The following is an 18665-nucleotide window of genomic DNA, read 5'->3' on the forward strand; positions in this document are numbered from 1 at the left end:
GCGCTCGCCCGAAGAGGAATCATCCAGAACCTGAGAACTCCTGGGCTCGCGCCTTCGCGGGAGTGACGAGGTGGGCTGGCGTAGGGTGCGCCGTGCGCACCGGGTGATGGCAAGGCGTTAGGAAAGCGCTGAAAAACGCCGTCGTTACTCGTTGCACTCGCCCTGTACGGGCCACACTGAAGTGCGTTCAGCGCAAGCGCTGTCCTGCACAGGCGGGAATCCAGAACCTGCGGACTCCCTGGGCTCCCTCCTTCGCGGGAGTGACGGCAAATGACTTTTTCAGAACATCCTAAGAGGTGAAGCCTGTAGTGCAGGTTACTCACACAATGGAGAGTGCCACGTACTTATTTGCCAGTCCGGTGTCATTCAAATACGCAGACCTCCAAAAAAAACCGGCACTCAAGGTGCCGGCAAACTTCACGCTCAGGAGCAGTCTCAGGTGAATCGATGTGCTTCGATGGGGCCGTCGAATCCTTCCAGCGCCCCCGGTTCGATGTAGCGTTTCCAATTGTCGAAGATTTCCCGGCCGGCGAGAAAACCCTCGAAGATGGCGTGGTCGGTCTTGCGCGGCACCACCGCGTCGCCGACCCGGTGCACGTTCGGCAGATCGGCCTTGAGGGCGTGGTACAGGCCGTCCACCGGCAGGTGCCGCACCGCCAGGACGATGCTGTCGAAGCCTTCCAGGGTCTGCTCCTCACCGCTGTAGAGGTTGAACAGATCGACCGCCGTACCGCGTACCCGGCTGACCCAGGCATTGAGGGTGTAAGTCAGGCCACGGCTGAACAGGTTGGCGTACACCACCGGCTGATCCAGGGTGGTGCCCAGACGATGGAACAGCGCGTTCCAGCGTGTGACCACGTGCACCTCGTGGCCGTTTTCCACCAGCAGCTCGGTGATGCCGGCGGAGTAGCGGTTGCCTTCCTCGTCCAGCACCAGCACGCGCTTGCCGACCCGCTGCGGCTGTGCCAGCACGTCGAGCGCGGTGAACACATGCTCGGCATCCAGCCCCGGCACCTGCTCGACCAGCGGGTTGATGTCGGAGTAACCGCTGCGATCCGGCAGCGAGCCGGTGGCGACGATCACGCCATCCGGTTGCAGTGCGCGGATCGAGTCGACGCTGGCTTCGCAGTTCAGCTTCACCTGCACACCGGCCTTGGCCATCTGCACCTTGAGGTCTTCGGTGATCCAGGCGAAGGAATCGCGACGCGGCAGGCGCACGATATGGTTGACCTGGCCACCGAGTTCGCCGGCCTTTTCCAGCAGGGTGACGCGGTGTCCGCGCTTGGCCAGGCCCTCGGCCGCCTTCATCCCGGCTGGACCACCGCCGACCACCACCCAGTGTCTGGCCGCTGGCGCCAGCTCCAGCGTCTGTGGCCCGAAGACTTCCTCGCGGCCGGTGGCTGGGTTGACCTGGCAGGTCATCGAAGTGCCGTGGAACAGGCGCGAAACGCAGCCCTGGTTGCAGCGCAGGCAGTGGTAGATCTCGTCCTCGCGGCCCTCGGCAGTCTTGCGCGCGAACTCGGGGTCGGCGATCTGTGCGCGGGTCATGGCCACCATGTCGGCGTCGCCGCGGGCCAGGATCGCCTCGGCTTCGCCGGCACTGCCGATACCGGAGACGCAGAACACCGGTAGCTTCACCGCGCGCTTGAGGCGCGCCACCGGATCGACCAGCCAGCCATTGGGCACGTCGTAGGGCGGCATGATGTAGGTGGCCGACTGGTATACCCCGGCGGTGGCCATGATGTAGTCGATATGGCCGGTGGCTTCGACCGTCTGCGCGACCTTTATCCAGTCGTCGATCTGCATGCCGCCCGGCACCATTTCGTCCATCGACAGGCGGATGCCGATCACCAGATCCGGGCCGACCTTTTCCCGCACCGCCGCGATCACTTCGAGCGGTAGGCGCATGCGGTTCTCGTAGCTGCCGCCGTATTCATCGTTACGCTTGTTGAACAGCGGCGAGATGAACTGGTGTAGCAGGTAGCTGTGCGCCAGGTGGATCTCGACACCGTCGAAGCCGGCCAGGCGCGCGTACTCGGCCGAGCGCACCCAGCCCTCGACGACCTCATCCATGTCCGAGCGCTCCATGGCCTTGGCCATCTCGCCGAACACCGGTGACTTGATGTTGGACGACGACCAGAGCACGCGGTAGTCATCCATGGCGTGGGTTTCACCCATCACGCCGAAGTGGTTGAGCTGGGCGAAGATGTGCGCGCCGAAGCCGTGCACCGCCTCTGTCAGCGCCGTGTCGCGCTCGATCATTTCTTCGCGGTAGCCATAGGGATAGCCGCGGCAGAAGGTGTTGGAGGTCGGATGGATCAGGCGGTTGCCGGTGACCATCAGGCCGATGCCGCCCTTGGCGCGCGCGGCGTGGTAGTAGATATCGCGGTTGTTGGTCAGCCCCTCGGGGGAGTTGAAGGCCATGGCATGGGCCGACTGCATGATGCGGTTGCGCAGGGTAATGCCGCGCAGGCGCAGGGGTTGGAACAGGTGCGGATAACGTTCGACGGTCATGCTGTTCTCCTTCGCGGCCGGCAGTGCCGGCCGGAAATGGCGTCATGTCGCGCACAGCCGAGGAGCTGTGCGCGGCTTTGCGTAGGGTGCGCTGTGCGCACCGCTAGCCGATCAAGCGATCAGCCCACTGGGGCACCCATGGCCGTGCGCCAGTCGGCACCAAAGCCTTCCAGCTCGCCTTGCTCGATGAACCGGTTCGGGTCGTCGAGCAACTCGCGGCCGGCCAGCATGCCTTCGTAGAGGGTGTCCTGCAGTGGTCTGGGCAAGCGGGCATCGCCAATGCAGTGCAGGTTCTTCACCCTGCCTTGCAGGGGTCGATACAGGGCATCGTGCGGGCTATGTCCGGCGGCGATGACGAAGGTGTCCGCCTCCAGGCAGGCGCTGTCCTGATCGGTGAACAGGTTGAGCAACTGCGCGCGCTGGCCATCGATGCGGCGCACCCAACTGTTGAGGGTGTACTGCAGGCCTTTGCGGAACACGTGCTGGTAGTTCACCGGCAGATCCAGGGTCAGGGCCAGGTTGGGCGCCAGGGCGATGAAGCGGCTGACCAGGTGCACCTGGTGGCCACGGTCGAGCAGGTACTCGGCGGTGCCAAGGGCGTAGCGGCCGCCGTCTTCGTCGAACAGCACCACGCGTTTGCCAACCCGTGCCGGGTCTTCGAGCACTTCCACCACACTGAGCACGTTGTCCTGCTCGGTGCCCGGTACGCGATCCACGGCGGGGCGGGTGGAGGTGAAGGCGGTCTTCAGTGGCGTCGAGCCGGTGGCCAGAAGCACGCCGTCGGCGCCGAACGCCACCACTTCGTCGGCGCTCATCGCGCAGTTCAGGCGGATCTCCACGCCGGCCTTGCGCAGTTGCCGCTCCAGGTCGCGCGGGATGAAGGCGAACTTGTGCCGGCGCGGCATGCGGGCGGCCAGGTTGAGCAGGCCGCCGAGGCGGTCGTCCTTTTCCACCAGGGTGACGCGATGGCCACGCTGGCGCAGGGTCAGCGCCGCCTTCATGCCCGCCGGGCCACCACCGACCACCAGCCAGTGACCGGGTGTCTCGGCAGGCTTGAGGGTGTGCAGGCCGAAACGCTGCTCGCGCCCGGCGGCCGGGTTGACCACGCAGGAAATCGCGTTGCCGGCCATCAGCCGGGCGATGCACGCCTGGTTGCAGCGGATGCAGTGGTTGATTTCGTCCTCACGGCCTTCGCGCAGCTTGTTGCAGAACTCGGGGTCTGCGATCTGCGTGCGGGTCATCGCTACCATGTCGGTGGCGCCGTTGGCCACCAGGGCTTCGGCTTTCTCCGGGTCGACGATATGGCCGACGATAAACAGTGGAATCTCGCTGATTTCGCGCAGCGCAGCGCGCAGGCGGGCACCGTCGTCCACCAGCCAGTTCTCCGGGTAGTCGCCCGGCGGAATCTGGTCGGCATGGGCGGCATAGGTGCCGGCGGTGGCGCTGACGTAGTCGATCAGGCCGGTCTCGACCAGCTTGCGGGTCATCTGGATCGCCGTGTCGGCGTGCATGCCGTCGACGGTGCATTCGTCCAGCGAGACGCGGATGCCCACCACGAAGTCGGGGCCGACCGCGTCACGTACGCGCTGCATGGTCTCGATGGGAAAGCGCACGATGTTATCGAGGCTGCCGCCGTACTCGTCGGTGCGCTTGTTGTAGACGAAGGAGAGGAACTGCTGGTGCAGATAACCGTGTGAATAGTGCAGCTCGACGCCGTCGAAGCCTGCCGCCTTGGCGTTCAGGGCGCTGAGGGCGAAGTGCTCGGACACCTCGTCCATTTCTGCCTTGGTCATCTCCTTGGCCCACTCGTTGTAGGCCGGCGACTTCATGGTCGACGGTCCCCACTGCACGCGGTAGTCGTCCAGCGCGCCGCTGCGGCCCTGCGGCCCGAAGTGGATCAGCTGGGCGATGATGCGTGCGCCGAAGGCATGCACGGCGTTCACCATCTCGGCATCGCGCTCGATCATTTCCTGGCGGTTGCCACGGGCCAGCGAGCGGTTGGGGCCGGTGGAGGCCGGGTGGGTGTGGCGTGCGCCGGTGACGATCAGGCCGATGCCGCCCTTGGCACGCTCGGCCTGGTAGTGGATGTCACGGTCGTTGGTCAGCCCCTCGGCCGAGGCGAAGCCCTTGGCGTGGGCGGTTTGCATCAAGCGGTTGCGTACGGTGATGTTGCCGATCTTCAGCGGCGAGAAAATCGAGGGATAGCGAAGCTCCCCCGGCGTCTTGGGCTGGGTCATTTTCCTCATCCTTTGTTCTTGTTCTGGTGAGTGGCCCGTCGTCGTGGAACGGGCCGTTGCCGCTGCCTGCGCGGCCTTCAGACCGGCAGGCGGGCAGGGCGCCCGGAGGGCAACACGGTCATGCCTCCGGGCGCTGGCTGGCGCGGATCAGCGCAGCACGTTCTCGCCGCTCATGAAGACGAACACGCGGCGGAACTTGCCGTCTTCGACGTACCAGAAGTTGCAGTTGCGCAGGCGGGTCTCGTTGCCTTGCGCGTCCTTGAGGTACACGTTGAAGCGCGAGCAGATGGTCTGGGTGTCGACGTCGACTGCCAGCTCGAAATCGCCGTGCCAGATTTCTTCGAAGTTGCCGAACAGGTTGTCGAACATCTTGCGCACGCCACTGTGGCCGTCGTGCGTGAGGTTGTCGGTCTGGATGGTGAAGGCCACATCCTCATGGAAGCAGTCCAGCACGCCGGCGATGTTCTTGCTGTCCACGTTGGCGAAGTATTTCTGCGTAGCCAGGTCGATCAGTTGCTCACGGGAAAGATGACTCATTGCTTGTTCTCCTTGTTGATGTCATTGACCAGCGAAGCCGTGATAGGCGGCGTCGTTGAGAATCTGCGGGGCGGGGTAGGCCTTGCGGCTCTGCGTGAGGCCAAGGCCCAGCAGCAGCTCGCACAGCTTGTAGGACACCAGACCGGGGTTGATCACCGGAATCGGCAGGCGCTCGGCCAGGTAGGCATGGGACTGGTGCATGGTGGTGGAACCGAGCACGATCACATCGGCGCCATCTTCTTCCATCGCCCGGCGCGCTTCGGCTTCGAGCTTGGCGAACACCACCTCTTCCTTGCCTTCGAGCAGCTCCTTGAGGTCGGGGCGGGTCTTGATCGAGCGCAGCGAGGCCACGCGCGGCCACAGGTGGTATTCGGTGAGGGTCTTCTCGTACAGCGGGAACCATTCGTCCCACATGGTGATGATGCTGAACTTCTTGCCCAGCATGCAGGCGGTGTGGAAGGCCGCCATGCCCGGTGCGATCACTGGGATGTCCAGTCGCGAGCGCAGGGCGGCGAGGCCGGAGTCGCTGACGGTGTCGATGCACACCGCGCTGTAGCCTTCCTCCTGGGCGCGCAGGCCAGCCTGCACCACGGAGAAGTCCATGAGCAGCACGTCATACGCACTGTCACCGAGCGAGGCACCCTTGGCGACCGGGACGAATTCCGGATGGAAACCGGGCAGGATCATGCTGGCCGGCAGCTGCGAGGCGCGGTTGTCGGCGCCTGCCTGATCCATGGGAATGGGGATGATTACCTTGATGCGGTGGGTCATGCAGATCTCCCGGAGGATGTAGCCGTCATGAACACGGCTTTTGTTGTTTTCCTCTCTTGAGCAAGACCGGTGCCACAATCAAACGAAAGCACAATGCATTGATTGTTATAGGGTTTTCAGCAAAGCAGAACGGCGCCGCCGTTACCGCTCATTCAACTTGAAATGAAACGAATCAAGTTGAAATAGTGTGCGTGTCACAGGGTGACGTCACTCCCTCCAGCGCTTGAGCAACATCTCGATGAACAGCTCCGCGGTGCTCGACAGCGGGGCACCATCGCGCCGAACCAGGCCTATGGTGCGTTCGATCTGTGGCGGTGGCAGCTCGCGGCAGCAGATCGCGTCATGCTCGCTGGCCGGCATCGCCAGACGCGGCAGGATGGCCACGCCTAGGCCGCATTCCACCAGGCCCAGCGAGGTCGACAGGTGCTGTACCTCGTAGAAGCCGTTCAGGCGTATGCCATGGCCGGACAGCGCGCTGTCGAGCAGCATGCGGTTGCCGCTGTCGCGGCTGACGGTGATCAGGCGCACGCTCTGCAAATCCTGCCATTCCACCACCGGTAGGGCGGCCAGTGGATGGTCGCTGCGCATGGCCAGCACGAAGGGGTCGCGTAGCAGGGGGGTGAAGCTGATCTCCGGATGCTGGGCGCTGATCATGTTGATGCCGAAATCGGCATCGCCACTGATCACGCGCTCCAGGCCCTCATTGGCGCTGACGTCGAGAATGCGGATGCGGATGCCCGGATAGGCCTCGTTGAACACACGGATCACGCTGGGCAGGAAGTAGAAGGCTGCCGTCGGAATGCAGGCGATGGTGACGGTGCCCTTCTGGTGGGTCTTGAGTTCGCGCACGCCCTGGATGGACGACTCATAGTCTTCCAGCATGCGCCGTGCACGGGGTAGGTAATCCTTGCCGACATCCGTGAGCCAGCTGCGGCGTGTCGTCCGTTCGAGCAGCTTGGCGCCCAGGGTTTCCTCAAGCTTCTGCAGTCGCCGCGAGAGCGCCGGCTGCGACAGATGCAGAGATTGAGCCGCTTCCAGAAAGGAGTGCGACTCGGCAACCCGCACGAAGGCGGCCAGATCAAGGAACTCTATTCGATGCATTAACAGGTAAACCTTTCAATATATTACGCATTAATGCTTATAAATTATCACTCTTCCTTGATGTTTGCATTTGATGCATAAAAGGGCCGCTGACAAGCTGTATCCACCGCCGCTCCGGTGGTCGTTGGATCAGAGATAATGAATAGCATCCCTTGCATCATCATGCGCGGCGGCACCTCGCGTGGCCCCTTCATCCGCCTGACCGATCTGCCCGAGTCCCTTGAAGCCCGCAGTGAAATCCTGCTCGACCTCATGGGCGCCGGACATCCGTTGCAGGTCGATGGCATTGGTGGTGGCAACTCGCTGACCAGCAAGGTGGCGATGGTAGGGCCTTCCAGCCGTAGTGATGCTGATGTCGATTACCTGTTCGCACAGGTCGATGTGACCGAGCGTTCGGTGGACTACACCCCCAATTGCGGCAACATGCTGTCCGCAGTTGGCCCGTTCTCGATCGAGACCGGCCTGGTGTCTCCCACCTATGAGCAGACCCGCGTTCGTGTCTTCAATCTCAACACCCAACGCATCATCGAATGCCTGGTGCCAACCCCCAACGGTCGCGTCGCCTACGAAGGCAATACCGCCATCAGTGGTGTGCCGGGCCGTGCCGCTGGTATCCAGCTGAGCTTTCTCGATGTTGCCGGCGCCAAGACTGGCAAGCTGCTGCCAACCGGCAATGTTTGTGAGCGAATCGATGGCATCGAAGTCAGCTGCGTGGATGCTGCCACGCCGGTGGTGATCCTGCGCGCCAGCGACCTGGGCGTCGATGGCCACGCCGACCCTGCCACGCTCGACGCCAACCCCGAGATGCTGCGCAGGCTCGAAGGCATTCGTCGCGAAGCCGGGTTGCGCATGGGCATGGGCGACGTCAGCCAGTCCGTGCTCCCCAAGCCGATCCTGATCAGCGCGGCGGCGGAGGGCGATGCCACCCTCTGTGCGCGTTACTTCGTACCGCAGCGCTGCCACAAGGCGCTGGCCGTCACTGGCGCCATCGCGCTCGGTGCGGCACTGAACCTGCCGGGGAGCGTCGCCAACCGCGTTGCGCGGGACGCTGGCCGGCTGCTGGAGGGGCAGGTGCTCGAGGCCATTCGCATCGAGCATCCCTCCGGGCACCTCGATATCTGCGTTGGTTTGCGTGACGGCAACCCCCGTGATATCGCCCGCGTGTCGCTGATTCGCACGGCACGCAAGATCATGGACGGTCGTTTGTTCTACCGTGTGGCTGATGCCTTGAATTGATGAAGGCCCAGCCTTCTTCCATCAGCCCGACAATAAACACAAGACGGGTATCCGACATGTTCATCGTTCCTTTCGCATTGCCAGGTTTTTCCGTGATTCAGATGACCGGCCGCGGCCTGCCCTGATACCCGGCAGGCGCGTCATTGCCAGCAATCCAGCTTTCATCTGATCCGATAATTACAAGAGTTCAATGCAATGCTCTCACTGCTCGGTTTATCCATGGTGGTCGTGTTCACCTACCTGATCATGACCAAACGTCTGTCTCCCGTCGTGGCACTGACCCTGGTACCCATCGTCTTCGCCGTCATCGGTGGATTCGCCCCCGACCTTGGCAAGATGATGCTCGACGGCCTCAAGACCGTCGCGCCCTCGGCTGCCCTGCTGCTGTTCGCCATCCTGTTCTTCGGCATCATGATCGACTCGGGTCTGTTCGATCCGCTGATCCGCACCATCCTGCATGCCGTCAACGGCAACCCGACGAAGATCGCCATCGGCACCGCGCTGCTATCGCTGATGGTGGCGCTCGATGGCGATGGCACCACCACCTACATGATCACCGTGGCCGCCATGTTGCCGCTGTACAAGCGTATCGGCATGAACCCGTTGATTCTGGCCTGCATCTCCATGCTCTCGCTCAGCATCATGAGCGGCATGAGCCCCTGGGGTGGCCCGGCCACGCGCGCCATCGCAGTTCTCGGGCTGGATGCCACCCACTACTTCATTCCCATGTTGCCGACCATGATCGGTGGCGCCCTGTGGGTGGTGTTCACCGCCTGGATTCTCGGCCGTCGCGAGCTCAAGCGTGTCGGTAACGTGCAACTGCAGACCGGTGGCGATGATTGCTACATCAAGTCGATCCTCGTCGATGGCCCGCACAAACGCCCGCGTCTGATCCTGATCAACCTGCTGCTGGTGGTGGCAGTGATGGTCGCTCTGGTGGCTGGCCTGATGAACGCCGCGGTGCTGTTCATGATCGGCTTCGTCATCGCCCTGATGATCAACTACCCGCGCCTGGACGAGCAGAAGGAACGCATCCTCGCTCACGCCGGCAACGCCATGACCGTCGTGTTGCTGGTGTTCGCCGCCGGTGTGTTCGCCGGCATCTTCTCCGGCACCAAGATGGTCGATGCACTGGCCAACTCCCTGGTGGAAATGATCCCGCCGAGCTGGGGCAGCTTCTTCCCGCTGGTGGTGGCGCTGACCAGCATGCCGCTGACCTTCGTGCTGTCCAACGACGCGTATTACTTCGGCATGGTGCCGATTCTGGCACAGGCGGCGTCTGCCTACGGCATCGACCCGGTGGAGATCGCGCGCGCCTCGGTACTCGGACAACCGGTACACCTGATGAGCCCGCTGGTGGCCTCGACCCTGCTGCTGGTGGGCATGGTCGACCGCGACATCGGCGACTTCCAGCGCTTCACCTGGAAGTGGGCCGTGCTCACGTCGCTGGTGATCACCGCGCTGGCGCTGCTGTCCGGTGCCATCAGCCTGTTTGCCTGATCCCGTCAGGCCACACGTTGGTGTGGCCCGACATGATGTGGGCCCATCGGCCCCGAGCAGCGTTTGCCTTGAGCGGGCGCGACACCCTGTACTCACAAGGTGCAGGGTTTACTGGCCACGACTATCCGACTCGCAGGGCACGGCCATCCGCCTGCCTGGTCGAGCTGCGGCGCCGGGAACCCACAGGTTCCCGGTCTTTTTTTCTACAGCTGGAGACTTTTGTTGATGGATTGGTTCATCGATCCCGTGTTCTGGATGGCGCTGATGCAGATCATCGCCATCGATATTCTGCTGGGCGGCGACAACGCCGTGGTCATCGCCCTGGCCTGTCGGCACTTGCCCGAAGCTCAGCGGCGCAAGGCGATCATGGGCGGCGTGATCGGGGCGATCGCGCTACGCATCGGTCTGTTGTTCTTCGCCATGCAACTGCTGGCGCTGCCGTACCTGAAACTCTTCGGCGCTGTCCTGCTGCTGTGGATCGGTATCAAGCTGCTGCTGCCCGAGCCGGAAGAAAACCATGAGATCAAGCCTGGCAGTGGGTTGATCGCAGCGATCAAGACCATCATCGTGGCCGACGCGGTGATGAGTCTGGACAATGTCCTGGCCGTGGCTGGTGCTGCCGGTGGCAACCTGCTGCTGGTCAGCCTCGGCGTGTTGATCAGCATCCCGATCATCGTCTGGGGCAGCCAGCTGGTACTGAAACTGATGGATCGCTTCCCCCAGGTGGTGCTGCTCGGCGGCGCGTTACTGGGCTGGATCGCCGGCGGCATGGCCGTGGGTGACGTAGCCGTGGCCGAGTGGATGCCGGCGGTCGTCGGCCTGAAATACCTGGCCGGCGCACTGGGCGCTGCACTGGTGATCGCGGTGGGCGTCTTCATGCGTCAGCGCGGGGCTGCGCAAGAGACTGCGTAGTCAACGGCCCGTTCAGATGCAAAAAAGCACTTGCGGTAATCGCCAAGTGCCTTTTCGTAGCGCTCATTTGGTGGAAACGGAGCAATTTGAGTTTCTTTATTTTGCCCGTTTCCGCCCTGACCAAATGGTAGCTTTCCCATATCTGGCTTGGGGCTCAGCTATTGATGGGCTCTCCCATGTGATGGTTCGGTATCGAAAGCGCTATCCAGGGTGAAGGTGCTCTGTTTTGCGAGTCTTGCCTTGTAGCAGGCGCCGACGAAGACGCTCGGGGTGATGAGTTCCACCTTGTCATGAGTTCCCTTGTTGCGGATCAGTGGTTAGCGGTGGGCGCAGCCCTATGAGGATACCTACCGGCAGCCAGAAGATTACCCAGTAGTGGTTCGGACGCAGGAATATCGAGTGAACGTCCGTCAGCATCGCCATCATGGCTAGAATCAGCAGAGCCAGCCCTAGGCGGGCCAAAGGCTGCTGGCGCAGGCGCCAGCCTTTTTCTAGTAGGCATCCTAGAAAAAGGATGAACAGGGTGATGCCGGGCAGCCCAAGCTGATACCAGAGCTGGAGGTAGAGGCTGTGAGCATGTTTGACCGAGCCGCCCCAGGGATAGGTGAATTCGAATGGTGCTCCCGGTCCCGCACCCCATAACCAGAAGTCCGGCAGACGTGCCAGCCAGCTCAACCAGATCAGGTCACGCCTGCTGGCGCCCCTGACCAGCCATTCGTTACGCACTTCTGGCCAGAACATGGCCAGCATGCCCAGGAGCAGAAAGGCGCCACTGATCAATAGCGTTCTGGAAATGCGTCCGGGAAATAGCAACAACAGGCACAGACCTGCCACCAGCGTGGAAATCCAGGCTCCCCGGGAAAATGTCAACAGGACATAGATGCACAGGCCTGCGATGCCGAGCAGTATCAGGGCTGATCGCCAGGCACGGGGAGGGGCTGCGACCAGGCGCTGGCTCAGGATAATTACGAAGAAACCATAGAAAAGGCCGGCAATTACCGGATACTTGAGATCGCCCAGGCCATACCAATCCAGAGTATAGAGGCGGGCGTCTTCGCGAATCGTGGCATAGTCCAGTGGTATCGCCTTGATGCCGAACTGATGTATGACGGTCATCCAGGCGAACACCGCCGCTACCGTCGCGCTTAACGTAAGCACTGTAATCAGCGTTCGTGGGTGCGATGTCAGACGCCCGACTGCGTGAATGTAGAGCATCACGAACAGGGCGATCTTCAGCCAATAGCCTGAGCTTTTGTCGCTGACCTCCGCTCGCCATAGGGCATTCAGTATCAGGCAAGCCAGTAGGCCTGCCAGGGCAAGAACCGCTGGCTGCTTCCATAGCTGGAAGTTCGGGCGAATGAACAGCAATACCAGGCTGGGCAGTAGTAAAAACAGATGAACCTGGGTGGAGTAGCTGCTGCCGTCGGCGATCAGCAGTATTCCCGCTATCTGTATGAAAAGCCCCAGGCTGAGCACTGCCAGCCAGCCTGGGGCAAGTACCCTGTGCCTGGTGTCGCTGGAAAACACTCGGCTGGTCAGCCTCCGTGCGCTATGGAACAATTCCATGGTTCGACCCGTCCCCTGGACTTTTCTGGATAAGGCATCAGCCGCTATTTATGTCGCGCATTCTGCATAAAGCCTATGGCTTGTCCATCGGCACGGATTTGTCATTGCCCGAGCTATCGTCCATGTCTCCCGATGCAGTGGATTGCGTCGATGTCGAGATTCGCCAAATGACGCTGGATGCTCCCGAGCGTTATGGGGCGTTGCAGCAGATGGCGCCTTTTCTCTGGGCTTCCAGAACCTGCTTGTGGTTACAGGTGCCCGGCGTCGTCACCTTTCTGGTGCGAGAGGGGCGGCAGATCCTTTTTGATCCGGTTGCGGGAGTGGACGAGGACAGCATCCGTGTATTTCTCCTGGGATCGGCCATCGGCGCATTGCTGATGCAGCGGGGATTGCTCGTGTTGCATGGCAATGCAGTGCGCATCGGTGACCGTTGTTTGATATGCCTCGGCCATTCAGGGGCCGGCAAGTCCACCTTGGCAACGGCGTTTTCCCTGCGCGGGTACGAAATACTGGCTGACGATGTGGTGCCCGTTACGGCTGATGGATGGGTGCTGCCGGGCATTGCCCGAGCAAAGTTGTGGGCCGACAGCATCGCGCATCTGGGGATCGAGGCGGCAGGTCTGCAGCGGATAAGGCCCATGCTGGAGAAGTTCAGCTTGCCGCTGGAGCGTTCGCCGGCGCTGGAGCCGATTGCTCTGGGCGCTTTGTACATCCTCGATAAGCACAACCTGGCAAGCCCCACCATCCAGACGTTACAGGGTGTCCAGCGCTTCGAGAAACTCTGTGAGCACAATTATCGACCGCGTTTCATCGATGCGATGGGGCTGCAGGCTCAGCGCTTTTCGCTCTGCGCTGCGGTAGCCGGCAAGGTGAAGGTCAAGCAGCTCATGCGCAGCTCTTCAGCCTTCGATGTCGATAGCCTGGTCGACAGGATTCTCGCTGACATGGGCGTCGTTGCATGAGTGAGGGGATCTACTGGCTGGCGTCTTATCCCAAGAGCGGGAATACCTGGCTGCGTACCTTCATCAGCAATCTGTTGAGCGATGCCGATAAGCCCGTAGAGATCAACCATCTGATCGGCGATCATGCTGCTGATCGACATTGGCTGGATGACGTGTTGGGCCTTTCCAGTGCGGATCTCAGCGATGACGAGTTGCAGCAATTGCGGCCTGCCGTTTACCAGTGGGGCGAGAGGCTACCTCGCTACGTCAAGATCCATGATGCCTATGACTATTGCGCCGATGGTTCGCCGTTGATTGGTCGCTATGGCACGGTGGGCGCTGTATACCTGGTGCGCAACCCGCTGGATGTCGTGCCCTCGATGGCCAACCATTTTGGCTATGACCTCGAACGGGCTGTGGCCATCGCGCTCGATAGCGAGTCTGTCCTCAACCGCAACCCAAAGTGTTACCGCCCTCAGACCCGCCAGTGGTTGTCGTGCTGGTCAGGGCATGCGCGCAGTTGGCTCGAGCAAACGGATGTGCCCGTCCATGTCATGCGTTATGAGGACATGCTCGATAAGCCCCTTCGGGCATTCACGGCTGCGGCCCGTTTCCTGAGCTTGCCCCATGATCCGCAAACGGTCGCCAAGGCTCTGTGTTTCAGTGACTTCGAGGTGCTGGCCGAGCAGGAGCAGCGTGGAGGCTTTCAAGAGCGGTATTCCGATCGTCCCTTCTTCAACAAAGGCAAGAGCGGCTATGGGCGTTCCATGCTGAGCCCTCAGCAGATCCAGCGCATCCTGCAAGCTCATGCGCCGATGATGGAGCGTTTCGGTTATTTGGACAGTGGAGCTTTTTGATGAGTAAGGCCGATAGCGAGTCTCCCGATACGCTATGTGACCCCCAGGCGACCTTCGGTTGCCAACTGCCTTGGGCGGTGCCTGCCTTCGCCCAGGCCAGTGATCATGTGCCGATGGCCGATCCTGCCTTCCAGTTCGATCCGCATGTCTGTCGCGCCATTCTTCTGGGCTTTGCCCATTCTCGCCGCGTCTATTTGTATGGGCCGCATGGCAGTGGCAAGTCGACGCACATCGAGCAGGTCGCTGCCCGGCTGAACTGGCCCTGCCTGCGCATCAACCTCGACGGCCATGTCAGCCGGGCCGACCTGATAGGTCGTGACATGCTGGTCGTGCGCGATGGGAAGCAGGTCACCGAGTTCGTACCAGGCCTGCTGGTCTGGGCCTTGCAGCGCCCCATGGCACTGGTGCTCGATGAGTACGATGCCGGTCGTCCCGAGGTGATGTTCGTCATCCAGCGCCTGTTGGAGGCCGATGGGCGGCTTACGCTGCTGGATCAGAATCAGGTCATCACACCACATCCGGCATTTCGTCTGTTCGCCACCGGCAACACGGCCGGCAGCGGTGATAGCGCCGGGCTCTATGCCGGTACGCAGGTGCTCAACCAGGCACAGCTCGACCGCTGGAACGTCATGCTGGAGTTGGGGTATCCAAGCAAGGAGCAGGAAGCCAGGATCATCCAGGCGCGGCTGCCGACACTGACGCAGGAGCAGGTTCGGGGCATGCTCGAACTGGCCTGGCTCTGCCGTCAGGCGCATGAGCAGGGCGAGCTGTCTTCGTTGCTGTCATTGCGCACGCTGTTGGCCTGGGGCGAGAACCTGGTGCTGCTCGAAGACATGGCGCATGCGTTCTGTCTGTCGTTTCTCAACCGCTGTGACGTTGCCGAACGGCCCCTGGTCGCCGAGCTTTATCAGCGCTGCTTCGCGCGTGAACTGCTTGACGTCGGACGATGAGCGGCGATTCTGAGCCCGGGGCACTGCAGGCCTGGCCGGCCATCTATGCCGGTACGCCTGGGGCATCCGTCGCTCATTCTGATCGAGCCCATAGTGATGCTGACGCTGCCTGGCAGCGCTGGCATGACGCGCAGACCGACGCGCTGTTCTCCGTACTTGAACAGCCCTGGTACAGGGTGATCGAACAGGCTCGGGTGGAAACGCTGGCGAGCCGACATCTGCCCGGCATGGCCCACAACCTGGCATGTTTGCTGCCATTACCCACCGCCTTTTCGCCTGCCGCACATCTGTACCACTGCGCTCGTATTGCTCTGGCCGGTGGTGAGCTGCGCGATGAACAATGGCAGGTTCCCGATCAGACGGCTGGCCACTGGTTGGGGCGTCTGTTAGAGCGTGGCCGTCAGCGCCAGTTGCAGCAACTGAGTGCATACCTGTCGTTGTTGCTGTTGGAGGCGCGCTTGCAGTTGGCCGATGCCCAGGGTTTTGCTCGGGTGATCAAGCCTCTGGTAGAGGCCTATGTCCGGTCTTTTGCATCCACACAGCAATCACTTTCGTTGTCCATGGCTGCAGGTGTAACAGCCATGGGGCGGGAGGATCGCCTTTCACGTGCGGTTGAGCGTTCTGCCGCGAAGCAGGATGGGCCGTATCGGATATTTTCCCAGACTTGGGACGAGGTGCTGGGCATACGAGAGTTGAAGGCACTGGCGCAACAGCCGCATGCCTGCCTGAGCGACGAGGTTCAGGCACAGGCCAGACGCCTGGCCCAGCAGCTACGCAAGCGTCTGCAAAGCCTGCAGCGGCATCGCTGGAGCTTCGATCAGCCACAAGGCATGCTCGATGCTCGCCGCCTGACATCGGTGGTGACCAGCGCCAACACTGCCATATTTCGCCAGCCGCAACAGGCGCCGCTTACCGATGCCAGCATTTCCCTGTTACTCGATCTGTCCGGTTCGATGCGTGGTCTGCCGCAGCAGATGACCTTGTTGGCGGTCGATCTGGCGGTGCGCGCACTCGAAGCGGCCGGAGTCTCGTGCGAGGTGCTGGGTTACGGTACACGCTATGCCAGCCAGGAAAACCCGGTATTCGAGGCCTGGCAGGCCGCGGGCCAGCCCGCGTCTCCCGGACGGCTCAATGCAACGCGTTACCTCGTCTACAAGAGCGTGCGGCAACCCTGGCGTGCCGGCCGTGGGTTATTGATGCGTCAGGCACCGCTCGCGGGGGAAAACATCGATGGTGAGGCGTTGCTCTGGGCTGCCAGGCGCCTGCTCAAACAGCCGCAGCGGCGCAAGATTCTGCTGGTGTTCTGCGATGGCGCTCCACATGACGAAGCGACGACCATCGCCAATGGCCCTGACTACCTGCGCAGGCACCTGCACCAGAGCATCGCCATGATCGAGCGTGGGCCGATCCATCTGGCGGCCATTGGCATGGGCCAGGGCATTGCGCATTACTATCGCCACAGTCTGAGGCTGCAAGGCCCCGAGACGATCTTTAGCGTATTGTTCGAGCAGTTGCCGCGACTACTCGATGACACGCATGGGGAGAGGTTTGCATGAGCGCCATTGCCGGCATCGTTCGTTTTGACGGTCAAGCGCTGGAGCGCAATGTATTGCAGCGCATGAGCAGCATACTTGCGCCATACGGGCGTGATGCCCAGGACACCTGGCAGGGTTCTGGAGCCGGCCTGGTGCGTACCTTGCTGCGCACGACGCCGGAGGATCTGTATGACCGCCAGCCCGTCGTTTCCGCTGATTGTCAGGTGGTGTTCGCTGGGCGCCTAGACAATCGTGACGAGTTGATCGCTCAGTTGGCGCTGGACGAGCGTCTGGCCAGTCAGATGGCCGACTCCGAGTTGATGGCCCAGGCTTGCCAGCGCTGGGACACCCTTGCTCTCGAGCGCGTCGAGGGTAGTTACGCCCTGGCCTGCTGGCAACCGCAGCGCAGGCGTCTGTGGCTTGCGCGTGATGTCATGGGCGGGCAGCCATTGTTCTGGCACCGGCAGTCCGGATTCCTGGCCTTTGCTTCCTGGCCCAAGGCGCTGTTCTGCGTACCTGGTGTCCCGCGCAATGTCGATGAGCAGAGCGTACTTGAACAGCTAGCACTGTTGCCCAGGGCGGGCTGTGCATTCAAGGATATCCATCGAGTGAATCCAGGCGAGCTCATGCTGGTGGAGGGCGATAAGGTTTCCACGCATATCCATCGGCGCCTGGGCAGTGGCCCGCAGGTGCGCTTCAAGCGTGACGAGGAGTATGTCGAGGCGCTGCACGAGCATCTTCAGCGGGCAGTGTCGGCCTGTTTGCGCAGCAACGGGCCTGTGGCTTCCCACCTCAGCTCTGGATTCGACAGCTCCACCGTGACGGCCTACGCCGCGCGCCAACTGGCACACAGGGGAGAGCGCCTGACCGCCTACACAGCAGCGCCCAGAGAAGGCTTCGCAGGGCCTGTGCCGCGTGATCGGCATGGTGACGAAAGCAAGGTAGCAGCCCAGTTGGCAGGGCGTTTCGACAATATCGATCATGTGATTCTGCGTTCCTCGGGTCAGTCGCCGCTGGAATCCCTGGCGCAGGAGATCGACGAACTGGATCAATCTCCGGTCAATCCTTGCAATACCCTATGGATGCGGGCCATCGAGCGAGATGCACAAGCGCGTGGTTGCAAGGTGATGCTTACCGGGCAGATGGGCAATATGTCCATTTCCTATAACGGCTATCCCTATATGGCTTCGCTCTGGCGCAAGGGCCGTTGGTTGCAATGGTGGCGTGAGCTGTGTGCCTATCAGCGTACGCATCCGCAATGGCGCAGGCGTGGCCTCGTTCTGCGTACGGTTGGTGCATCGATGCCTGGATGGTTGTGGCAACAGATTGCTATCAGGCGCGGGGAGTTTGGTGGGGAGCTGGATCAATATACGGCCGTAAACCTGCAGCAGTTGACCGCTGGATGGTTGCAGCAGCGCGCCGATGCCAAGGGCTGGGATCTCAGTTACCGACCCTGGCACGATGGCAGGGCCATGCGCCTGGCCGTGTTAGGTCGCATTGACACCGGCGCGGCGCTTGCCTCGGCGAACGTGCGCGGGCTGGAGATGCGCGACCCCACTTGTGACAGGCGGCTAGTGGAGTTTTGCCTGGGTGTGCCGGATTCGCAGTTTCTCCGCGACGGGCAGCCGCGCTGGCTGCTGCGTCGGCTGATGGCAGGCGTACTGCCAGGGGAGATACTTGAAGGACGCGGTAAGGGTTATCAATTCGCCGACTGGTATGAGGGGCTGAGTGCGGATCGTGAGCGCTTGCGCGAGCAATTGCTGCTGTTGCGTCAACATCGCCGGGCGGCACAGTTGCTCGACCTGCCGGCTCTGGAGGCGTTGCTTGAAAACTGGCCCGAAGAGGGCTGGGGCAACATGGCGACCATTCAGCGCTATCGTCTGAAGCTGCTCCGGGGCGTCGCGATGGGCAACTTCATCCGCTATGCCGAGCCGGATAATCGCTGATTGTGGTTAGCAAACCGTTGAAAACTACTTTGGCTTTGGCTTTGGCTTCCTACATCCGCGCA

The 18665-nt window shown here is 61.9% G+C and carries 14 protein-coding genes; 8 read left to right on the top strand and 6 right to left on the bottom strand.

What is annotated here, in order from left to right; all coding sequences use genetic code 11:
- Nucleotides 1–435 precede the first annotated feature (435 nt).
- From C7A17_RS17650 to C7A17_RS17670, 5 genes are all read right to left on the bottom strand, one after another.
- Complete coding sequence (locus tag C7A17_RS17650; RefSeq protein WP_106739241.1) at nucleotides 436–2514, bottom strand: oxidoreductase; 2079 nt, start codon at nucleotides 2512–2514, stop codon at nucleotides 436–438.
- A gap of 119 nt (nucleotides 2515–2633) precedes the next feature.
- Nucleotides 2634–4751, bottom strand: coding sequence for an oxidoreductase (locus C7A17_RS17655; RefSeq protein WP_158704676.1), 2118 nt, complete (start codon nucleotides 4749–4751; stop codon nucleotides 2634–2636).
- 147 nt (nucleotides 4752–4898) lie between these two features.
- Nucleotides 4899–5288, bottom strand: a complete 390-nt coding sequence (locus tag C7A17_RS17660; protein ID WP_106739243.1) for a nuclear transport factor 2 family protein — start codon at nucleotides 5286–5288, stop codon at nucleotides 4899–4901.
- A 21-nt stretch (nucleotides 5289–5309) separates the two neighbouring features.
- A complete protein-coding gene (locus C7A17_RS17665) occupies nucleotides 5310–6059 on the bottom strand; it encodes an aspartate/glutamate racemase family protein (RefSeq protein WP_106739244.1) in 750 nt (249 codons plus the stop codon).
- 207 nt (nucleotides 6060–6266) lie between these two features.
- Nucleotides 6267–7160 (bottom strand): LysR family transcriptional regulator, encoded by an 894-nt coding sequence (locus C7A17_RS17670; protein WP_106739245.1) that lies wholly within the window; start codon nucleotides 7158–7160, stop codon nucleotides 6267–6269.
- Nucleotides 7161–7298: 138 nt separating this feature from the next.
- On the opposite strand from C7A17_RS17670, the gene C7A17_RS17675 reads away from it, so the two are divergent.
- The 3 genes from C7A17_RS17675 to C7A17_RS17685 all read left to right on the top strand — a co-directional run bounded on the left by C7A17_RS17675 (nucleotide 7299) and on the right by C7A17_RS17685 (nucleotide 10808).
- Nucleotides 7299–8396, top strand: coding sequence for a 4-oxalomesaconate tautomerase (locus C7A17_RS17675; protein ID WP_199796339.1), 1098 nt, complete (start codon nucleotides 7299–7301; stop codon nucleotides 8394–8396).
- 195 nt (nucleotides 8397–8591) lie between these two features.
- Nucleotides 8592–9896, top strand: coding sequence for a CitMHS family transporter (locus C7A17_RS17680; RefSeq protein WP_106739246.1), 1305 nt, complete (start codon nucleotides 8592–8594; stop codon nucleotides 9894–9896).
- Between the two features lie 222 nt (nucleotides 9897–10118).
- Nucleotides 10119–10808, top strand: coding sequence for a TerC family protein (locus tag C7A17_RS17685; protein ID WP_234035815.1), 690 nt, complete (start codon nucleotides 10119–10121; stop codon nucleotides 10806–10808).
- Nucleotides 10809–11096: 288 nt separating this feature from the next.
- Here the strand turns inward: C7A17_RS17685 and C7A17_RS17690 are convergent, their stop codons facing one another.
- Nucleotides 11097–12374 (bottom strand): O-antigen ligase family protein, encoded by a 1278-nt coding sequence (locus C7A17_RS17690; protein ID WP_106739248.1) that lies wholly within the window; start codon nucleotides 12372–12374, stop codon nucleotides 11097–11099.
- 50 nt (nucleotides 12375–12424) lie between these two features.
- On the opposite strand from C7A17_RS17690, the gene C7A17_RS17695 reads away from it, so the two are divergent.
- The 5 genes from C7A17_RS17695 to C7A17_RS17715 are packed head-to-tail and all read left to right on the top strand — an operon-like array spanning nucleotide 12425 to nucleotide 18603.
- Nucleotides 12425–13336: a phosphoenolpyruvate carboxykinase (ATP) gene (locus C7A17_RS17695; protein ID WP_106739249.1), complete on the top strand. Its 912-nt coding sequence runs from the start codon at nucleotides 12425–12427 to the stop codon at nucleotides 13334–13336.
- Nucleotides 13333–14172 (top strand): sulfotransferase domain-containing protein, encoded by an 840-nt coding sequence (locus C7A17_RS17700; RefSeq protein ID WP_106739250.1) that lies wholly within the window; start codon nucleotides 13333–13335, stop codon nucleotides 14170–14172. Before C7A17_RS17695 ends, C7A17_RS17700 begins: the two co-directional genes overlap by 4 nt.
- Nucleotides 14172–15122: an AAA family ATPase gene (locus C7A17_RS17705; protein ID WP_106739251.1), complete on the top strand. Its 951-nt coding sequence runs from the start codon at nucleotides 14172–14174 to the stop codon at nucleotides 15120–15122. The genes C7A17_RS17700 and C7A17_RS17705 overlap by 1 nt, the downstream gene beginning before the upstream one ends.
- A complete protein-coding gene (locus C7A17_RS17710; protein ID WP_106739252.1) occupies nucleotides 15119–16678 on the top strand; it encodes a cobaltochelatase CobT-related protein in 1560 nt (519 codons plus the stop codon). Before C7A17_RS17705 ends, C7A17_RS17710 begins: the two co-directional genes overlap by 4 nt.
- Nucleotides 16675–18603: an asparagine synthetase B family protein gene (locus tag C7A17_RS17715; RefSeq protein WP_106739253.1), complete on the top strand. Its 1929-nt coding sequence runs from the start codon at nucleotides 16675–16677 to the stop codon at nucleotides 18601–18603. Before C7A17_RS17710 ends, C7A17_RS17715 begins: the two co-directional genes overlap by 4 nt.
- Nucleotides 18604–18665: the final 62 nt, after the last annotated feature.

It is taken from the genome of Pseudomonas mendocina (assembly GCF_003008615.1).
GTDB lineage: Bacteria > Pseudomonadota > Gammaproteobacteria > Pseudomonadales > Pseudomonadaceae > Aquipseudomonas > Aquipseudomonas mendocina_C.

Excerpts from the sequence above, each read along its gene's own strand:
- C7A17_RS17650 (WP_106739241.1), bottom strand. The coding sequence starts at position 2,514 with ATGACCGTCGAACGTTATCCGCACCTGTTCCAACCCCTGCGCCTGCGC.
- C7A17_RS17655 (WP_158704676.1), bottom strand. The coding sequence starts at position 4,751 with ATGACCCAGCCCAAGACGCCGGGGGAGCTTCGCTATCCCTCGATTTTC.
- C7A17_RS17660 (WP_106739243.1), bottom strand. The coding sequence starts at position 5,288 with ATGAGTCATCTTTCCCGTGAGCAACTGATCGACCTGGCTACGCAGAAA.
- C7A17_RS17665 (WP_106739244.1), bottom strand. The coding sequence starts at position 6,059 with ATGACCCACCGCATCAAGGTAATCATCCCCATTCCCATGGATCAGGCA.
- C7A17_RS17670 (WP_106739245.1), bottom strand. The coding sequence starts at position 7,160 with ATGCATCGAATAGAGTTCCTTGATCTGGCCGCCTTCGTGCGGGTTGCC.
- C7A17_RS17675 (WP_199796339.1), top strand. The coding sequence starts at position 7,299 with ATGAATAGCATCCCTTGCATCATCATGCGCGGCGGCACCTCGCGTGGC.
- C7A17_RS17680 (WP_106739246.1), top strand. The coding sequence starts at position 8,592 with ATGCTCTCACTGCTCGGTTTATCCATGGTGGTCGTGTTCACCTACCTG.
- C7A17_RS17690 (WP_106739248.1), bottom strand. The coding sequence starts at position 12,374 with ATGGAATTGTTCCATAGCGCACGGAGGCTGACCAGCCGAGTGTTTTCC.
- C7A17_RS17695 (WP_106739249.1), top strand. The coding sequence starts at position 12,425 with ATGTCGCGCATTCTGCATAAAGCCTATGGCTTGTCCATCGGCACGGAT.
- C7A17_RS17700 (WP_106739250.1), top strand. The coding sequence starts at position 13,333 with ATGAGTGAGGGGATCTACTGGCTGGCGTCTTATCCCAAGAGCGGGAAT.
- C7A17_RS17705 (WP_106739251.1), top strand. The coding sequence starts at position 14,172 with ATGAGTAAGGCCGATAGCGAGTCTCCCGATACGCTATGTGACCCCCAG.
- C7A17_RS17710 (WP_106739252.1), top strand. The coding sequence starts at position 15,119 with ATGAGCGGCGATTCTGAGCCCGGGGCACTGCAGGCCTGGCCGGCCATC.
- C7A17_RS17715 (WP_106739253.1), top strand. The coding sequence starts at position 16,675 with ATGAGCGCCATTGCCGGCATCGTTCGTTTTGACGGTCAAGCGCTGGAG.